Source organism: Chitinophaga filiformis, from assembly GCF_021646545.1.
Lineage (GTDB): Bacteria > Bacteroidota > Bacteroidia > Chitinophagales > Chitinophagaceae > Chitinophaga > Chitinophaga filiformis_A.
In genome coordinates, this window is the sequence record NZ_JAKIRP010000005.1 from 153,965 (window position 1) to 170,357 (window position 16,393).

Below are 16,393 nucleotides of genomic sequence, written 5' to 3' on the forward strand. Positions count from 1 at the left end.
CTATCTTTGCCATATGCGATACGGAATGACGTCAATGGAGGATGCACTCAGAGATTTTATGTCTAAAAGCCGGCTTAAACCCAGGCTGACTGAGGTACGTATACAGGAGAACTGGGAACAACTCATGGGGAAAACTATCTCCCGTTATACAGAAAGTATACAACTCATCGACAGCAAATTACACATCACTACCACTGTGGCTCCACTAAAACAGGAGCTGAGCTACTCTAAAGACCGCATTATCAAACTGGTAAATGAAATGCTGGGAGAAACCGTAGTAAGAGAAGTAGTGATCAGATAAAATAAAGCTATTAATATACAGAAGTGACCGTTTCAATAATAATTGAGACGGTTTTTTCTTTATATAACGCTATATCCAGGCTGTCGCACCTATGCAATATAACACAGACCTGTAGATGGTGGTAATCCGGAGATCCGGTTAGCCGGGCCTTCAACCTTATAAAATTTATAGACAGTAAATATGAAAACACAATTTTTAGCTTCCTGTTTTGTTAGTATACTGATATGCCTTAGCTCATTTTGCCAGGCCCAGAATAAGGCCCCGAATGATAGTGCGGCTACTATGTTAAAACAGTTTTATACCAGTTACATTTCTGCAGATGAGGAGTCGCAACTTACTTCAATTAAAAAGCAATATTGCACAAAAAAGATCCTGAACAGGATAGCAAAAGATGAGGAACTGGATGCCGATCCATTTCTGCAGGCACAAGATACGGACATGGACTGGCTGAAGACTTTGGTTATAAGCAAGGATGCTCAAAAACCTAATGTCTATAGTGTTTCCTATATAAATAACTATGACAAAAAGAGGATCGTTAACAAGTTAGTCGTAGTGAAAGTAGGGCAGACTTATAAAATAGATGATATTTTGACGTATTGAAAGGGTGCGTCGGATTATAAAGAAAAACCGTCCCAGTAATAATCGGGACGGTTTTTCTTTATAATACTTATGGCAATTAACTTCAAGCACTATGAAACATATACTTTTTCTGGCACTCGTGATAACTTCATGTATTAGAACGAGTGATCATGATGGTAACAGCACAAATACGCAAATTGGAGCTCAGGATACATCCCATTATGAGATCCTCTTTAACGATATCGATCCTTTTTCACTGAACGGTATTGGAAAGATTGACGGAAATGCAGTTTATCCATGCATTGGTATTACCGCTCTTGGCGATACACAACGGAATGTAAATTATTATAGAGGGAAGGATGATAAGCTGGCAGTTAGTTACAAAAAACTGGATAGTTGCTGGATGTCTGTCAGGGAGAAGGATATCGATACTAATTATTACGTCTATTATGAATATATTTTCCAAAAAAAGATTGTAGGACTGACCTATGAAAGTAATGACCACTATCAATTCCCCATACTGGTAGTTGGATGGTCATATGAGGATAATGCAGAAACTTCCTATGATCTAAGGATGAAAAAGCCGGTTCAACCATCACCTTTGGCTTTTGCAGAAGCACAGGCTGCTGCAAAATATGTAACCAGGAAGAATTTTCAGACGAAAGGAGACATAATGGAAGTAAAAGAGATATCCGTTAACACGGAGAAAAAATTGACTGAACGGAAAATGACATGTTATACCACGAAAGGCCGTTCTTACCTTTACTTCAACTATTTCGGTGCTGATACTGTTAGTTGTAGTAAAAGAGATTAGACAAGCGGTGATAAAATGAAAGCCATCCCAAACGAGATGGCTTTCGCTTTTAACGACAATATCTTAGGAACCTAATTGGAACTGTTCAAAAAATCAGGCACCCTTTTTCGACTTTGGATGACACCTTTAGTTCTTTGCAAACCCTTCTATCAGCATATTCACGTCTTTCATATGAAGGGTGGTACGCAGGTTCACCATTACAAAATCGGTCTCATCCTGTACCAGTATCACCACACGGCCCAGCTCATCATCCTTGCCCCTGTTCAGCAAATGCACCACACTGTTCTCATGCCTTACTTCGATCAACGGTTCAAACCGGTCTTTCTCTATCAGCATCTGTTTTAATTGCTGCATATCGGCAACATTAACAGGAGGTCTTTCATCGCCCGAAATAGTATACACCTTCACCTTCTGTACTTTGGATAACAGGTGCTTTAGTGGTACGCCGTCTTCTTTCATAGCGCTGGCGGGTACTATCCAGCTGGCAAGTATCAGTGGCATCCTGCCTACGCCGATCCTGAAGGAAAACGCATCTCCACGGTGCTCACGGTAGAATTTACGGAGAGATTTTTTCTGGGCCATTGCCGGACTTACTGCCAGCAAAAGTGCTGCTACAAGGATGGTACAATACTTCATTTCAAAAGGGTTGTGTGGTGATAAAGTGGGTTACTTCTTCAGGTTTTTGAGTTTGTCAAAACCTTCCAGGTTCATGGTAGATGCCAGCTGACTGATCTCATTCAGGTCAATGTCTCCTACGAGGCTCATTGCCAGGAACTCCTGGTCGCTGCCCACCAGCATGATCAGTTCTGCGATGTTCCCCTTCGCATTTTCCTTCACCAGGAAACGAAGGTCCTCTTTTCCATCGCGTACGGTCATCAGTTCTTCAAATTCTTTATTAAGCATGGATGATGCTTCTTTGAATAAGAGATTACCTCCTTTCGTGTTTTCTTTCGCCAGGACACGCAGGCCCCTGATCTTTTTAACGATCTGGAGGAACTGTTTTCCTTCGGTGGAATTGATGTCCAGTTTACTGAACATACTAAACATCTTGGGGGTGATGCTTATCAGGGTGAAGCTCTGATCGCTTTCATATTTTTCAAAAAAACGGTCGATCCCACTTCCCTGCTGGGCAAATAGCGGCGTGCTGGTGACTGCAACGAGCAGCAACAGTAACAAAAAGCGTTTCATGTCTTTTTTTTTATTCGGAATTTTTAGAATGGCCTTAATTTGTTTTGAGCTTCTCCGTCGCCTCGTTGAAATAAGCCAGTTTCTGCATCTGTGCGGTGCCCTTATTCAGGTTGCGCGACAACAGTTTCAATGCTTTCTGTGTGGCAGCGAATGCTTTTTCGGGATCGTCAAAAGTATCCTGCTCCGCCGACAGTGCTGCCGTTATTCCCTCCTGCCTTGACCTCGCCTGCTGGAGCGCATATCCGATACCGACTGCTACCAGCAGCATGGCGGCATATTTCATCCAGTGCTGCCAGATCATTTGTCTGACAGGCTTCTCCGGCGTTCCGACCACGGGGATCTCTATATCAGGGAATACCGGCATCGGAATCTCTTCCTCCGCAGCAAAATACCTGAACAATGGCTGCGCCTCTTTCAGATCGGCAGGAAGATCAGCATTTTCCCTGCTGAAAAAACTGCGCAATGCTTCCTCTTCCTCCAGTGTAGAGGTACCATCCCAATAGCGGTCCAGTAATTCCCTTACTTTGTTAAACTCCATACACTTGCAGTTTTTGTAATTGTTCACGTACCGTTTTCCTTGCACGGTGAAGGTTTATCTTCACTTCACTCATATCAATACACAGTATATCTGCTATCTCCTGATAACTATATCCGTCAATATCCCTCAATTGTATAATAGTACGGTATTTTTCCGGCAAGGCCGCAATAATGCGGTGTACCCTGTTCATCACGTCCTGTTGCTCTGCTGCGGCATGAGGATTAGGCTGATGCTGTGCAGGCATATCCCCTGCTTTGTCCAGTTCTTCCGCCCTCCTGTATTTCCTTGCTTTCAGCTTGTCCAGGGCCAGGTTGCGCACAATACGCATACACCAGGCTTCCATGTTCTGCAGATCGGTCATCCGTTCCTGCTGCTGCCACACCTTCATCAGGGCATCCTGCGTTACGTCCATCGCATCTTCCTCGTTCTCAAGCAGCCGGTAGGCAAAGCGATACAGCTTCTGCCTGACGGGCACTACCTGGGAGAGAAATAATGTTAAAGACATAGATAACAGATTCCTTGTTCTAAGTTACTAATTACCCCAACCGTTTTTCTCTCCTATCCCTTCCCGATGCTACAGGGCGTTTATACAAAGAAGACGACCCATAAAATACTTTGTTACAAAAAAAGTGAAGATTTTTAGAAAAAGAGGTTAATCTATTTAAAATGAGCAGGTTATAGTTTTATCCGGGGATCTATAACGCTATACAAAACATCCGCCAGCAGATTAATGATCACAAAAATACCTGCCGTAAATAAGACGGCTCCCATCAGCACCGGAAAATCGAACTTCTCCAGCGCATCCACTGTCACCTTACCGATACCTTTCCATCCGAAGATGTATTCTACGAAAAACGCCCCTGCCAGCAACTCGGCAAACCAGCCGGTGATAGCAGTAATAACGGGGTTCAACGCATTCCGGAGGGCATGCCTTAATACCACCAGCCGGCCGGGGAGGCCCTTGGCGTAAGCAGTACGTATATAGTCCTGGTGCAGCACGTCCAGCATAGCGCTGCGCGTTAATTGTACAATGATTGCCAGTGGCCGGATACCCAGCGTAAAGGCAGGCAGGATCAGGTTCCGGAGATTGACGGTCCTCCCAGCAAAAGGATCTGTTTCATACAAACTGCCCGTCATATGCAGTCCCGTATAATCACTCCACACAAAGCCGAACAGGTAAGCCACCACAATCCCCATAAAGAAGGACGGTGCTGAGATACCCACCACACTGGCAAATACAGCCCCTGTATCCATCCAGGTATTTTGTTTTACTGCCGATATGATGCCTAATCCTATTCCTACCACTGTTGCAAACAGCATGGCAGCAACAGCCAGCACCAATGTTCCCGGCAGGGCTTCCGTCAGTATTTCCCATACGTCTTTCTTTCCCTGGTAGGAACGGCGCAGATAAGGCGTTTTGAGCACAAGTATCCTGCTGCCGGATAAGTGGGCCAATGTGATGTAGTTCAGTACACCTTTCGCTTCCTCCTGCGTATGAATACTCAGCGGAGAAAGGTCATTCAAATACAAAAGGAACTGCACCGGTAATGGTTTATCCAGGTGCAATTCCTTTCTGACATTTTCAAGCGATGTCACATCTGCGCGCTGTCCCAGTGTCAAACGGGCCGGATCTCCCGGTAATACGTTGAACAGGAAGAATACCAGCAGTACTACGCCCAGCAGTACCAGTATCCCATAACTGAGTTTACGCAGCAGAAATCTGAACATTGCATTTTATGGTATATCGTTATAATGCCATTTGCCCTTTACGGTGCCTTTTTCCAGCAATATCAGGCAAGGATTGCTCCTTCCTGCTGTCTTGATGGCAGTACCGTCCATCTGTAAGAAGGGGAACTGTAACCCATGTGCAGCGGCAAAGGCCGAAATATCTGCTTTACCGGAAGCTGTCACACCATAAATATAAACCTTACCGGCCTTCATCTGTTCCTGCAGGGCATGCATTTTGGCATCCCAGCCCTTACCCGCTTCATCTACATTCTTTACCAGGAACAGGTATACCGGTGTTGGCTCAGACAGGATAGCCTGCGTCTGATCGCCACCATCCAGGTCTGTCAGGATAAAGTCCTTTACAGGCGCCTCTCCTTCTGCTTCGCGCACCAGTTTATCGCGACGGTCCACGAACTTCCATGTGCTGTCTGACCATGGATAATTCTCCGGAGTGAATTCTTTCTGCTGACCATCCTTTTCGTATATCAGCACCGTTTCATACTCCGCAGGACGTGCGCCCGGAGGCAGTTTCATCTTCTCCGGCAGATTGTTGCCTACTTTATATCCCAGGCAATCCACGATAGGCAGATGAGACAATGTATACCATTGCAGGCCGGCCGCCAGTAACACTGATACAAGCACTAACAGGGCCGTCAGCTTTTTACCAAACAACGGCTGTATGCGCTTCCGGTAGATGAAAATGATCAATATCATCACCAGCAATATCACATCTTTCCAGAAGGTTTCTGTTGCCGTCAGTTTGATACAGTCGCCAAAACATCCGCACTCCTTTATTTCTCCGCTATACAGGGCATAACCTGTCAGGAAGGTAAAGAATGCGATCATGAGCAGCAGTAAAGTGGAGGTTAAGCGCATGCTGAATCCAAGCAGCAAAGCTGCGCCCAACGCTATTTCCAGGGTATTCATCACCAGCGAGTAGGTGAGCGATAGCGGAGACATGAAGGTCATATGCAGGACCTCAAAAAACTCCTCCATTTTATAACTGAGCCCCAGGGGATCATTTGCTTTAACAAGGCCCGAGAATATGAATAAAACGCCGACGATAATTCTTAATAGGTTCAGGAACAGTTTCATGGATAACTATTTTAAGTGGTGTACACATACTTACTTGCAGATCACCACATTATTATATTTTTGTCTGGCAAAATAATCAATAAAATGCAAATGGATACTATGGAAGGGAAGAACGGCGAATATACCGGCACGATCAACTGTCAGGGCTCATTACTGGATTTGTCCAAACCAGTTGTCATGGGTATCATCAACATCACAGAAGATTCTTTTTTCGCCGGCAGCAGAACGCAGCATATTGATCTTATTCTTGAAAGAGCAGCACAGCTCCTGGACGAAGGTGCACAGATCCTGGACATCGGCGCGCAAAGTACCCGTCCCGGCGCTATAGACGTTGGTCCTGAAACAGAACTGGAACGCCTGCTACCGGCTGTCAGGATACTGAAAGAACATTATCCCAAAGCGATCCTCTCTATCGATACATACTATGCGAATGTAGCAGAACAGACTATACATGCAGGCGCAGCCATCATCAACGATATCAGTGCCGGCGAGCTGGATAAGGAGATGATTCCAACGGCGGGCCGGCTACAGGTACCTTATATTGCCATGCATATGAAAGGTACCCCCGCTGACATGCAACAGCGCCCCAGCTATGAAGATGTGACTCAGGAAGTGCTGGATTACTTTATCCGTAAACGCGCAGAATGCCTGCAGGCGGGTATCAGAGATATTATCATCGATCCTGGTTTCGGTTTTGGAAAAACCATCGCGCACAACTATACGCTGATGAAGAAACTCCATGTGTTCCACATGCTGGATTGTCCGCTGCTGGTGGGTATTTCCAGGAAATCCATGATCTATAAACTGCTTGACATCACACCTGCTGAAGCGTTGAACGGTACAACGATACTGCATACACTCGCTTTGCAGCAGGGCGCCCATATCCTGCGCGTACATGATGTAAAAGCAGCCGTGGAAGCAGTAAAGATCACTCAGTACATGAATGCACTTTAGCAAGTAAAATATTCGCTATTTTTACAATCTATGGAAAACTTATTCAGTTTTTACGGTTATCGTTTTCACTGGTTAAATATACTGGACCTGGCGATCGTGATCTTCCTGGTGGTACAACTGTACCGCCTGTTGAAAGGTAGCCTGGCCTTTAACATCTTCGTAGGACTGTTGATCATATACCTTGCTTACTTCGTGGTACAGCGCCTGCAGATGCCTATACTTTCCACCTTGTTGCAGAGTTTCATCAATGTCGGGCTGATCGCTATCATCATCATCTTCCAGCCGGAGATCAGGAAGTTCCTGTTGGTATTGGGAAAGAAGGCGCCACTCAGTAAAGACAGCTTCTTTACCAAGTTGTTCCTGCCCGATAAGTTCAAAAGTTATAAGGAAGAAGAGAATATCATCAACGAGGTGATCACTGCAATAGCCCGTATGGCCGGGAGTCGTACGGGAGCGCTGATCGTAATCGCGAATACTTATCGTGTGAAGTTTGACACGGCATCGAGCATAGCTATCGACAGTAACATCAACGCGAAGCTGCTGGAGAGCATCTTCTGTAAGGGAAGTCCCCTGCACGATGGCGCGCTGATCATTGTAGGCAACAAAATCCTGGCTGCAAAGGTGATATTGCCTGTGTCAGAGAATCCTAACCTGCCCACCCGTATCGGCCTGCGTCACCGTTCTGCCGTAGGTATCACGGAGCACAGTGATAACCTGGCCCTCATTGTTTCGGAAGAAACAGGCGCTATTTCTTATGCACAGGACGGCAACCTGGTGCAGGATGTGTCGCTGGAAGAGCTGAAGGTAAAGATGTATGAGGTGATGGTTGACGGGTATTGAGGACTCCGCCAGGAGTCCCGTGTTTATAGCCCGGGGTGACAACCCCGGGAACCCAATGAAATCCAACAAATCATAAAACAAAAACGGCCGCTCATATGAACGGCCGTTTTTTTATATCAGTAAATGCTGATTATTTCTTACCAGGCTGCAGTGCAACCGGAGCAGCAGGAGCTTCAGGAGCGCCAGCTTTAACATCTACCAGCTGAACATCGAATGCCAGTACGGAGTTACCTGGGATAGCAGGAGGACTACCCTGTAAACCGTAAGCTAAGGTAGAAGGAATGATGAGGGTTGCCTTGCTGCCTTTTTTCAGTGCAGCGATACCAGCATCCCAACCTTTGATCACGAAACCGCGACCGATAGGGAATTTGATAGGCTCGATCTTCATACCTGGTCTCAGTGTAGAATCCAGGCTGGAATCAAATACTTTACCATCCAGCAGTTTACCGGTGTAGTGTACATAAACGGTATCGCCTGCTTTAGGCTGAGCACCGGTGCCTTCTTCCTTAACGGATACGTATACGCCTTCAGAAGTAGCGGTAGCAGTGATCTTGTTTTTATCCATGTATTCCTTAATGACTTTTTCGTCTTTTGCTTTCTGAGCAGCAGCTGCATATTTTCCTACTACGATGAAAGTCACATTCAGCTTATCGCCTTTTTTACCAAATGGTGGATGAGGCTCAGGCAGGCTATCGATAGGAATAGAGAAAGTAGCGCTGTCGCCTTCTTTCAGCATTGCCAGACCGTCCATCAGGTCGTACTTGTTTACAGACTTAGAGATAACGAAAGGTACGGGACCTCCGGCCATCTTGCGGGACTCAACGAGTACGGAATCGTTCAGACTTTGGATGATGTTCAGCAGTACAGTGTCACCCAGCTTCAGCTGCGCACCACTTCCTGACTTATGAACAACGAAGTCTACGCCACCAGGTGTCTTTTTAGCGCCACCGGTACCGCAGCTGGCCAGAAAGAGGCCTAATGCTGCAACTAACAACTGTTTGTTCTTTTTCATTTGACTGTATTAGTAGGATTGAATAACTTATTGTAACTGTTCCTCGTTCTCTTTAATGGCTTCAATAAAATGCTGCACGGTTTTCTCAAGTGTCTCGGAGCTGTGGCCGCCCGCTGCGTGGAAATGGCCCCCACCGTCGAAGTATTTCCGGGCGAACGTGTTGACATCGAAATCTCCTTTTGAACGGAACGATAGTTTTATTTCCGCATGACGGTCTATGATCAGCGCTGCCAGCTTGATACCCTGGATAGACAGCAGGAAGTTCACCACTCCCTCTGTATCGCCGGTCTGCAGGTCGAAACGCTTCAGGTCCGTATACGGAATTGCGATCATGGCTGTATTATATTCATAATATACCTCCATGCGGTTCAACAGGCTGTGGCCCAGGAAACGCAGGCGGTTTTCAAGGAAATTATCATAAATCGCAGAGTGGATGATCTCATGTTTCAGACCGCGGTCGAACAGATCAGCCACCATACGGTGTACCCTTGCCGAAGTGGAGGTAAAACGGAAAGAACCCGTGTCTGTCATGGTACCGGCATAAATGCACTGGGCCATATCTTCGTTGATCAGGTCTTCGTCTCCCAGTTTGTAGATGATCTCGTATATCAACTGGGCAGTGGAAGCTGCGGTAGTATCGCTGATACCGTAATCAAAAACGGGCTGAGGCTCCAGGTGATGGTCCACGAGGATCTTCGTGCAGGCCATCTGTGTCAGGTATGGTTCCATACCTTTCGTACGGTACAGCGCGTTGAAATCCAGGCAAAACAGCAGATCAATTCCATCCAGCGCTTTCAGCGCTTTATCCTGCATGGATTCAAAATCAATTACTTCCTTTGCACCAGGCATCCATATCAGGAAATCCGGGAAATTAGTAGGGGAAATAACGGTTACATCATGACCTTTCTGTCTGAGATAATGGTATAAGGCCAGTGATGAGCCCATTGCGTCTGCATCTGGTTTCTGATGCATTGTTATTACCACTCTTTTAGGGGTTTCCAGCAAGGGCTTAATTTCCTCTATCCTCTTCATTCTTAACCTTTAAGTACAGGCGTGCCTGCTTTTATATTAACAATAAAATATAACCGTTTTCTGCCAAAAAATGAAGTGCGAAGTTCTCTTTTTTTTCATCACTAAACAAATTCTGGTTACATTTGCGCGCAAAATTAGTTAATTAGGAATCTAAATATATGGCTAACAACAGAACTTTTACAATGATTAAGCCGGATGCCGTTGAAAATGGGCATATTGGTGGTATTCTTGCGCAAATTAACGCTGCCGGTTTCCGTATCGTGGCAATGAAAATGACCAGGCTCTCTTCTGAGAAAGCCGGTGAATTTTATGCTGTGCATAAAGAAAGGCCTTTCTACGGTGAACTGGTAGAATTCATGAGCAGCGGTCACATCGTGGCAGCTATCCTGGAGAAAGCCAATGCTGTGGAAGACTTCCGTAAACTGATCGGTGCTACCAACCCTGCCAATGCAGAAGAAGGTACTATCCGTAAAAAGTACGCTGAGTCTGTAGGCCGTAACGCCGTTCACGGTTCTGACTCTGACGAGAACGCAGAGATCGAAGGTAACTTCTTCTTCTCCGGTCTGGAAAAATTCTAATTAAACAGCCGGCCAGCTAATTGCCGGTGAATGATACAAGAGGCCTTCCCATTCCGGGAGGGCCTTTTTTGTGTAACTTGCCGCCCATGTGGGACATATACCTGAAAGGATTCAAAGCATATCTCCAGCTGGAGCGATCCCTGTCAGCCAACTCTATTGAGGCCTATATCCGCGATGTAGAGAAACTGGTGCAATACCTGCAGTCAGCCGGAACACCACTGCCTCCTGACCAGGTAACGCTATCCGAACTGCAGGCCTGCGTACAATGGATCGCCAACCTGGGCATGAGCGCTACCTCGCAGGCCAGGATCATTTCCGGTATTAAGGCGTTTTACCGGTACCTGATGCTGGAAGATATCATCCGCCAGGACCCTACCCTGCTGATCGAAGCCCCCAAAACACGGCGGCAATTGCCGGATGTGCTCAGCTTTGATGAAATAGAGCAGATCATTGCACAGGTAAAGGCGGGCACCCCGGAAGGTCAGCGTAACCGGGCTATTCTGGAAACCATGTACAGCTGCGGTCTGCGTGTCAGCGAAGTGGTCAGCCTCAAAATATCTCAACTGCATTTTGATGCGGGTTTCATCCGTGTAGTCGGTAAAGGCGACAAGGAACGCCTGGTACCTATCGGCCCCGATGCCATCAAATACATCAATATCTATAAAGATGAAGTACGGGTGCATGTACCCGTAAAAAAAGGACAGGAAGATATCCTTTTCCTGAACCGCCGGGGCAGTGCGCTGACCCGGGTCATGATCTTCCTTGTTATCAAAGACCTTACCGCAGCAGCAGGCATTGAGAAACAGGTATCGCCCCATACCTTCCGCCACTCATTTGCTACTCACCTCGTGGAAGGTGGCGCCGATCTCCGCGCTGTGCAGGAGATGCTCGGGCATGAGAGTATTACTACAACTGAGATCTATACTCATCTGGACAGGGAGTTTTTAAGGGATACGTTGCAAAGGTTTCACCCGCGGTTTTAAATGTGTTATTTAAGTAGTCCGGTTTCAGTATGGGATGGCTGTTGCCTGGAGGGAATGTGCTATTCACGCTAAGTAACCCGGTTCAGTATGGGATGGCTGTTGCCTGGAGGGAATGTGCTATTCACGCTAAGTAACCCGGTTCAGTATGGGATGGCTGTTGCCTGGTGGGAATGTGCTATTCACGCTAAGTAACCCGGTTCAGTATGGGATGGCTGTTGCCTGGTGGGAATGTGCTATTCACGCTAAGTAGCCCGGTTTCAGTATGGGATGTCGGTCGGCGCCTCTCTGAATGACTATTGGGCGTTGTCAAGCGAATCGGATGTAGGATATGGATGGAACAGCATCTGTCGTATCACCGGAGAGCCGAAGGCCCGACATTCCCATCTGAAACCGTTGCTACTTCCGCTCTCCCTACTATAGCATATGAGGACCTGCTTATCAGGACGATGGCGACAAACGTTTTCTCAAGATATTACAGCCCGGTATTACAGTTGCCTGATTATAAGCGGAAGTCAATAAGTATAACGGTTTCAGGTGGGAATCACTGGCCTTAGTTATTTGAAGTGCTCACGCGTCGCACAAGGGGTTTAATAAACATCAACGGCCAACCCGCCTTCCCTAAGCCTGATAGTAAGGAACTTCAAAGAACTACAGCCAGTGATCCCAGCCTGAAACCGGGGTATCACCAACCACGAAGACATCCTTTATTATTCACAATAAGTAGCCCGTGTTGTGACCATCCATTTACCATGCCTTTAATATGCCTTTGACATGCCTTTGACATGCCTTTAACGTGGACTTGATGCGTTTTATGTCGCCCCCCTGTCTTCCTGTGACATCCAGACTATCGACATACCCGGCCGCGTCAAAGCCGCCGGAAATGCAAAAATTCGCCTCAAACCATAATTATAACATCCATACATCATACAAACTGTATTTATTACCAGCAACTAACAAAACAAGCATTTTAAACAATCCTTGTAAAGCTGCTACTATAGCTTGTTCCCGGATATAACCCATATATAACCCATATATAAGCCATATATGACCCATATATAACCCATATTTATAGAGATATGGGTTATATATGGCTTATATATGGGTTGATAAAGGGTAATAAATGGGATATCAGTGATAGAGCATCCTGTTTGAACAGGATGCCAAGGCCAGAAGAACCGGAAAGCAGCAATAAAAAAGGCCCTCAGCATAACTGCCTTATGAAGGCTCGTTACACTGAGGGCCGTGACCGTCCGGGCAGTCGTCGCCAGATTATTATCGTATTGTTAACTCCTTTTTTCTGATAGTTGTGCCTGTTATCTTGTGTGTCTTATTAATGTGCAGGCAATAATGACCCGTGTTGATGAAAACCTGTAAGCACCTGTAAACAGATGACCTATAAAACCTTATAAACCTAATAAACCTAATAAACCTAAACCTACCCTGATGAACACACAACGTTTCATGCCCGTTGCAGGCATCCTGCTGTCTGCAGTATTTTTTTCCGGTTGTTACAAAGAAGACATTACCCAGCCTGCGCTGAAGGCAGACAATGCGGTAGCCGTTGCAGCTGAAGCAGCGGCAGTGGCGATGAACAGCTGGATGACCAGCCTTCCTGACAACAGCAGCATTGCTGCCCTGTCCATTCCGGGTACCCATGACAGTGGCGCCCGTGTTGAACCTGTAGCAGGCACCGCCAAATGCCAGGACCTGACCATCGCCGCTCAGCTGGAAGCAGGCGTTCGTTTCCTGGACATCCGTTGCCGCCACATTGGTAATGCCTTTGCCATCCACCACGGTTCTATTTATCAGAACCTGAACTTTAACGATGTATTGGTGGCCTGCACCAGCTTCCTGACAAGCCATCCCGGAGAGACGATTGTGATGAGTGTGAAAGAAGAATACGATGCGACTGACAACACCAGGAGCTTCGAGCAGACTTTTGACACCTATGTACAGCAGTACTCCAGCTTCTGGTCTTTAGGAGCTACTATCCCGACGCTGGGACAGGTAAGAGGAAAGATCGTATTATTAAGAAGGTTCGGTGCTACGGGTACCCCAAAGGGTATTGACGCTACTGCCTGGGCCGACAATACGACTTTTACCATCAACAACAGCAATGCCAGTCTGAAGATCCAGGACCAGTATGTAGTGCCTGACAACAATGCAAAATGGAACAACATCAACGCTTTGTTCACTGAAGCGAAAACGCAGAACAACAATGTACTGTACGTTAACTTCACCAGTGGCTACAAATCACTGATCTTTGGTATACCGAGCATTACAACGGTATCCGGCAATATCAATCCAAGGATCAATACTTATTTTACCACCAATACGCATGGTAGATTCGGTATTATTCCGATGGACTTCGTGAATGCTGAAAGAGCGTCACTGATTGCCAACACTAACTTTTAGGCATAAAAAAAACAGCTACCCTGGGAACTGGAAAAGGGGTAGCTGTTTTTACTGAATGTGTGTGTATGTGGGTCACCAAACTTAGTAATTGAGGGCATGTAGTACTGAATATAGGTTAAATAGTACCTTATCTTTTAATGACTTACCAGTGAGGACTTTCGTCCTGGCACTGCCCAGTTGCTCAACCAACCGGGTACATAGCCTGATGCTTTTTTGAGTGTGTCCCGCATAGTGATGTTGATCATGCTACAGGGCCTCACTCCTTTTCGTTCCGGCATATCAGCTACCTGGACTTCTTCTTCCCAGAGCAGCTGTTTATCCCGGTACACCTTAAAATAAATATCCGGTCCGCTGAGATTCCGGCGATCACCGACCAGCATTAGTCTGCCAGCCAGTTGTTTCCTGCTGAACCGGAGTTGATAGCGTCCGTTTTCATCGGTACGCGCACATCCCAATAAGCGATGGTTTCCGGCATTGTACGCTTCTACTTTTAACTGTGCTTGTCCCTCCCTGGCATGTAACCGTCTTACTGTTCCTGCGATTACCCAGGTACCATAATTGGCCCGTATCTGCCGCCAGCTTTCAACTGGCAGGATATATGCATAAGCCGCAACATATTGTTGTCCCGAACGTTTCCAGTGTGGCACCGTCGTACTCAGATGGTAATGGGATTCCATCCCTCTGATGTCTGCCTGTTCAGGCATGTGGCGCAAACAAATGTCAAGTTCAAGTGGTTCCGTAAATAAATGTAATTGTTCCCAGGTCAGCGTAAAATTTCCCTTTTCATCCAACCTGGTCTCCGCTAATAAGCGATCCCGCTTCGCTTCGACCTGTCCCGCTGTAAGCTGACAGGGACCGTTAAAATTCTCTCTTTTGGGGTGCGCTCCTATGGGATGACGCCCGTCTGGTAAATAAACACGTAAAAATGCATCCACCAAAGGTTCTGTACACTCATCCGAGATCAATGCAGAAATGTTTCCAATTAACAGGTAACACATAACTTTAAAGTTTAAAAGAAGGGGTTAACACACTTAACCACATTCTGGCCGATATGGATAGCCCTTTTTTCTCTGCATTGTCTAGTAAAGGAAGAACAAACATGGGTAGAAAGGCCCATTTTACTATGCTCGCTGTGAGATAAAGAATTTATCCTTAACTCACTATGCAAAGATTGATAAGTTATGGACGCCAGACAAGCGTTAAAGTACTGTTTGCAAAGAATACGTAGTTCTACGCATTTTTTATGGGACACTACGTTAGTATTTTACCTCTAAAACGGACAAAAGCAGCCTAATTATCTAATAATCAATCTATTAATATATTATCAAAACACTACGTGGTACAAACATGTTATATACGTATGTGCTTTGCAAAGTGATTATTTATAATAATTTTACCACCAACTTAAAAACCACAGCACAATTATGGAGATTCCTAAACACTTCCCCCCAGACACCGGCGCCTTTATCTCCAAGAAGGAAGCTGAACGCTTACGGGGCAATTACATGACGAGGAAGAGAAAGAAGCATGGAAACGATGATTTCATCCAGGCTTACTTCTTCGGAAAAGAAAAATTATTGGAGCTTCTTTCCTGTCAGGAAGACATTGCGGGATTACGTATTTACTACGGTGAGGATACCAACAATGACGGAATAGATGACAGAAAAATGGTGATTTACGCCGTTGACAAGAACGGAAAGAACATTCTTTACAAAAAGAAGAAAGAAACCACAGATGCAAATTCATTCTCAGCATCTGCTGCCGCTAAAGGCGTAGATGACGAAGAAGGTGGTGCACTTGATACGGGTCTGCCATGCCCTGCAAATTGTGAGTGATTCATCCATTTAAACTCGAGTTAAGTGCACATTTATCTCATTTTTTTTTACATCATGATGGGGATCGAATGCTTGCTTTTGATCCCCTTTACTATTCGGTTCAACAGTTTAGATAGTAGTGGGAGATGGATTTTTTATTTTCTCATTAGTAGCATTTTTTTTTCAACGGGCACGAAACTAATTGCTGTCATTTCGGGAAACAACTTATGGTTCTGGCATTCAATGTACTACATACAGTTTGTAATCCTTTCCCTATACTTCAGAGAAAGCATTAAGCACAAAGCTATCAGATTTACAACGATTGCCCTGATTTTGCCCGTTTTAGCCTTTGTTTTACTCGACTATTTTGTATTGGAAGGCCCCGTAACCTTTAACTCTTATTCAGTCGCTGCGGAAACTTTCATTCTCATCATCTACGGTGCGCTGTATTTCTGGCAATTGCTGAGAGACGAGGAACTCGTACAACAATCCATCTTCATCAATTCACTTCCTAATTTCTGG

The 16,393-nt window shown here is 45.7% G+C and carries 18 protein-coding genes; 9 read left to right on the plus strand and 9 right to left on the minus strand.

Annotation, left to right across the window (positions count from 1 at the left end; genetic code table 11):
* The first annotated feature begins 13 nt into the window (after positions 1 to 13).
* From L3C95_RS15225 to L3C95_RS15235, 3 genes are all read left to right on the plus strand, one after another.
* Positions 14 to 301, plus strand: coding sequence for a DUF721 domain-containing protein (locus tag L3C95_RS15225; RefSeq protein ID WP_236388851.1), 288 nt, complete (start codon positions 14 to 16; stop codon positions 299 to 301).
* A 180-nt stretch (positions 302 to 481) separates the two neighbouring features.
* Positions 482 to 901, plus strand: a complete 420-nt coding sequence (locus L3C95_RS15230; RefSeq protein WP_236388853.1) for a DUF3828 domain-containing protein — start codon at positions 482 to 484, stop codon at positions 899 to 901.
* A gap of 91 nt (positions 902 to 992) precedes the next feature.
* A complete protein-coding gene (locus L3C95_RS15235; RefSeq protein WP_236388855.1) occupies positions 993 to 1,694 on the plus strand; it encodes a hypothetical protein in 702 nt (233 codons plus the stop codon).
* Between the two features lie 126 nt (positions 1,695 to 1,820).
* Here L3C95_RS15235 and L3C95_RS15240 read toward each other — a convergent pair whose 3' ends face one another.
* The 6 genes from L3C95_RS15240 to L3C95_RS15265 all read right to left on the minus strand — a co-directional run bounded on the left by L3C95_RS15240 (position 1,821) and on the right by L3C95_RS15265 (position 6,243).
* Positions 1,821 to 2,330, minus strand: a complete 510-nt coding sequence (locus L3C95_RS15240; RefSeq protein WP_236388857.1) for a DUF4252 domain-containing protein — start codon at positions 2,328 to 2,330, stop codon at positions 1,821 to 1,823.
* Between the two features lie 30 nt (positions 2,331 to 2,360).
* Positions 2,361 to 2,882 carry a DUF4252 domain-containing protein gene (locus L3C95_RS15245; RefSeq protein WP_236388859.1) on the minus strand — a complete coding sequence of 174 codons (522 nt, stop codon included), beginning with the start codon at positions 2,880 to 2,882 and terminating at the stop codon, positions 2,361 to 2,363.
* A gap of 34 nt (positions 2,883 to 2,916) precedes the next feature.
* Complete coding sequence (locus tag L3C95_RS15250; RefSeq protein WP_236388860.1) at positions 2,917 to 3,420, minus strand: hypothetical protein; 504 nt, start codon at positions 3,418 to 3,420, stop codon at positions 2,917 to 2,919.
* Entirely contained in the window at positions 3,410 to 3,925 is a 516-nt protein-coding gene (locus tag L3C95_RS15255) for an RNA polymerase sigma factor (protein ID WP_236388861.1), read from the minus strand. The genes L3C95_RS15250 and L3C95_RS15255 overlap by 11 nt, the downstream gene beginning before the upstream one ends.
* Positions 3,926 to 4,095: 170 nt before the next feature.
* A complete protein-coding gene (locus L3C95_RS15260) occupies positions 4,096 to 5,148 on the minus strand; it encodes an ABC transporter permease (RefSeq protein WP_236388862.1) in 1,053 nt (350 codons plus the stop codon).
* A gap of 6 nt (positions 5,149 to 5,154) precedes the next feature.
* Positions 5,155 to 6,243 (minus strand): BT_3928 family protein, encoded by a 1,089-nt coding sequence (locus L3C95_RS15265; RefSeq protein ID WP_236388863.1) that lies wholly within the window; start codon positions 6,241 to 6,243, stop codon positions 5,155 to 5,157.
* An 84-nt stretch (positions 6,244 to 6,327) separates the two neighbouring features.
* Between L3C95_RS15265 and folP the strand changes: the two genes are divergently transcribed.
* Together folP and cdaA are read left to right on the plus strand one after the other, a co-directional pair.
* Positions 6,328 to 7,197, plus strand: coding sequence for a dihydropteroate synthase (gene folP, locus L3C95_RS15270; RefSeq protein WP_236388864.1), 870 nt, complete (start codon positions 6,328 to 6,330; stop codon positions 7,195 to 7,197).
* A gap of 30 nt (positions 7,198 to 7,227) precedes the next feature.
* Positions 7,228 to 8,037: a diadenylate cyclase CdaA gene (gene cdaA, locus L3C95_RS15275; RefSeq protein WP_236388865.1), complete on the plus strand. Its 810-nt coding sequence runs from the start codon at positions 7,228 to 7,230 to the stop codon at positions 8,035 to 8,037.
* A 130-nt stretch (positions 8,038 to 8,167) separates the two neighbouring features.
* Here the strand turns inward: cdaA and L3C95_RS15280 are convergent, their stop codons facing one another.
* Positions 8,168 to 9,049: an FKBP-type peptidyl-prolyl cis-trans isomerase gene (locus L3C95_RS15280; RefSeq protein ID WP_236388866.1), complete on the minus strand. Its 882-nt coding sequence runs from the start codon at positions 9,047 to 9,049 to the stop codon at positions 8,168 to 8,170.
* Between the two features lie 27 nt (positions 9,050 to 9,076).
* A complete protein-coding gene (locus L3C95_RS15285) occupies positions 9,077 to 10,081 on the minus strand; it encodes a DHH family phosphoesterase (protein ID WP_236388868.1) in 1,005 nt (334 codons plus the stop codon).
* Positions 10,082 to 10,239: 158 nt separating this feature from the next.
* On the opposite strand from L3C95_RS15285, the gene L3C95_RS15290 reads away from it, so the two are divergent.
* The 3 genes from L3C95_RS15290 (at position 10,240) to L3C95_RS15300 (ending at position 14,057) form a co-directional block, all read left to right on the plus strand.
* Positions 10,240 to 10,659, plus strand: a complete 420-nt coding sequence (locus L3C95_RS15290; RefSeq protein WP_236388870.1) for a nucleoside-diphosphate kinase — start codon at positions 10,240 to 10,242, stop codon at positions 10,657 to 10,659.
* An 86-nt stretch (positions 10,660 to 10,745) separates the two neighbouring features.
* On the plus strand, positions 10,746 to 11,642 hold the full coding sequence (xerD, locus tag L3C95_RS15295; protein ID WP_236388872.1) for a site-specific tyrosine recombinase XerD: 897 nt from the start codon (positions 10,746 to 10,748) through the stop codon (positions 11,640 to 11,642).
* 1,443 nt (positions 11,643 to 13,085) lie between these two features.
* Positions 13,086 to 14,057, plus strand: coding sequence for a phosphatidylinositol-specific phospholipase C (locus L3C95_RS15300; protein ID WP_236388873.1), 972 nt, complete (start codon positions 13,086 to 13,088; stop codon positions 14,055 to 14,057).
* Between the two features lie 134 nt (positions 14,058 to 14,191).
* On the opposite strand, the gene L3C95_RS15305 is transcribed toward L3C95_RS15300, so the two are convergent.
* Positions 14,192 to 15,055, minus strand: a complete 864-nt coding sequence (locus L3C95_RS15305; RefSeq protein WP_236388874.1) for a hypothetical protein — start codon at positions 15,053 to 15,055, stop codon at positions 14,192 to 14,194.
* Between the two features lie 426 nt (positions 15,056 to 15,481).
* Between L3C95_RS15305 and L3C95_RS15310 the strand changes: the two genes are divergently transcribed.
* On the plus strand, positions 15,482 to 15,892 hold the full coding sequence (locus tag L3C95_RS15310) for a hypothetical protein (protein WP_236388875.1): 411 nt from the start codon (positions 15,482 to 15,484) through the stop codon (positions 15,890 to 15,892).
* Positions 15,893 to 16,393 lie beyond the last annotated feature (501 nt).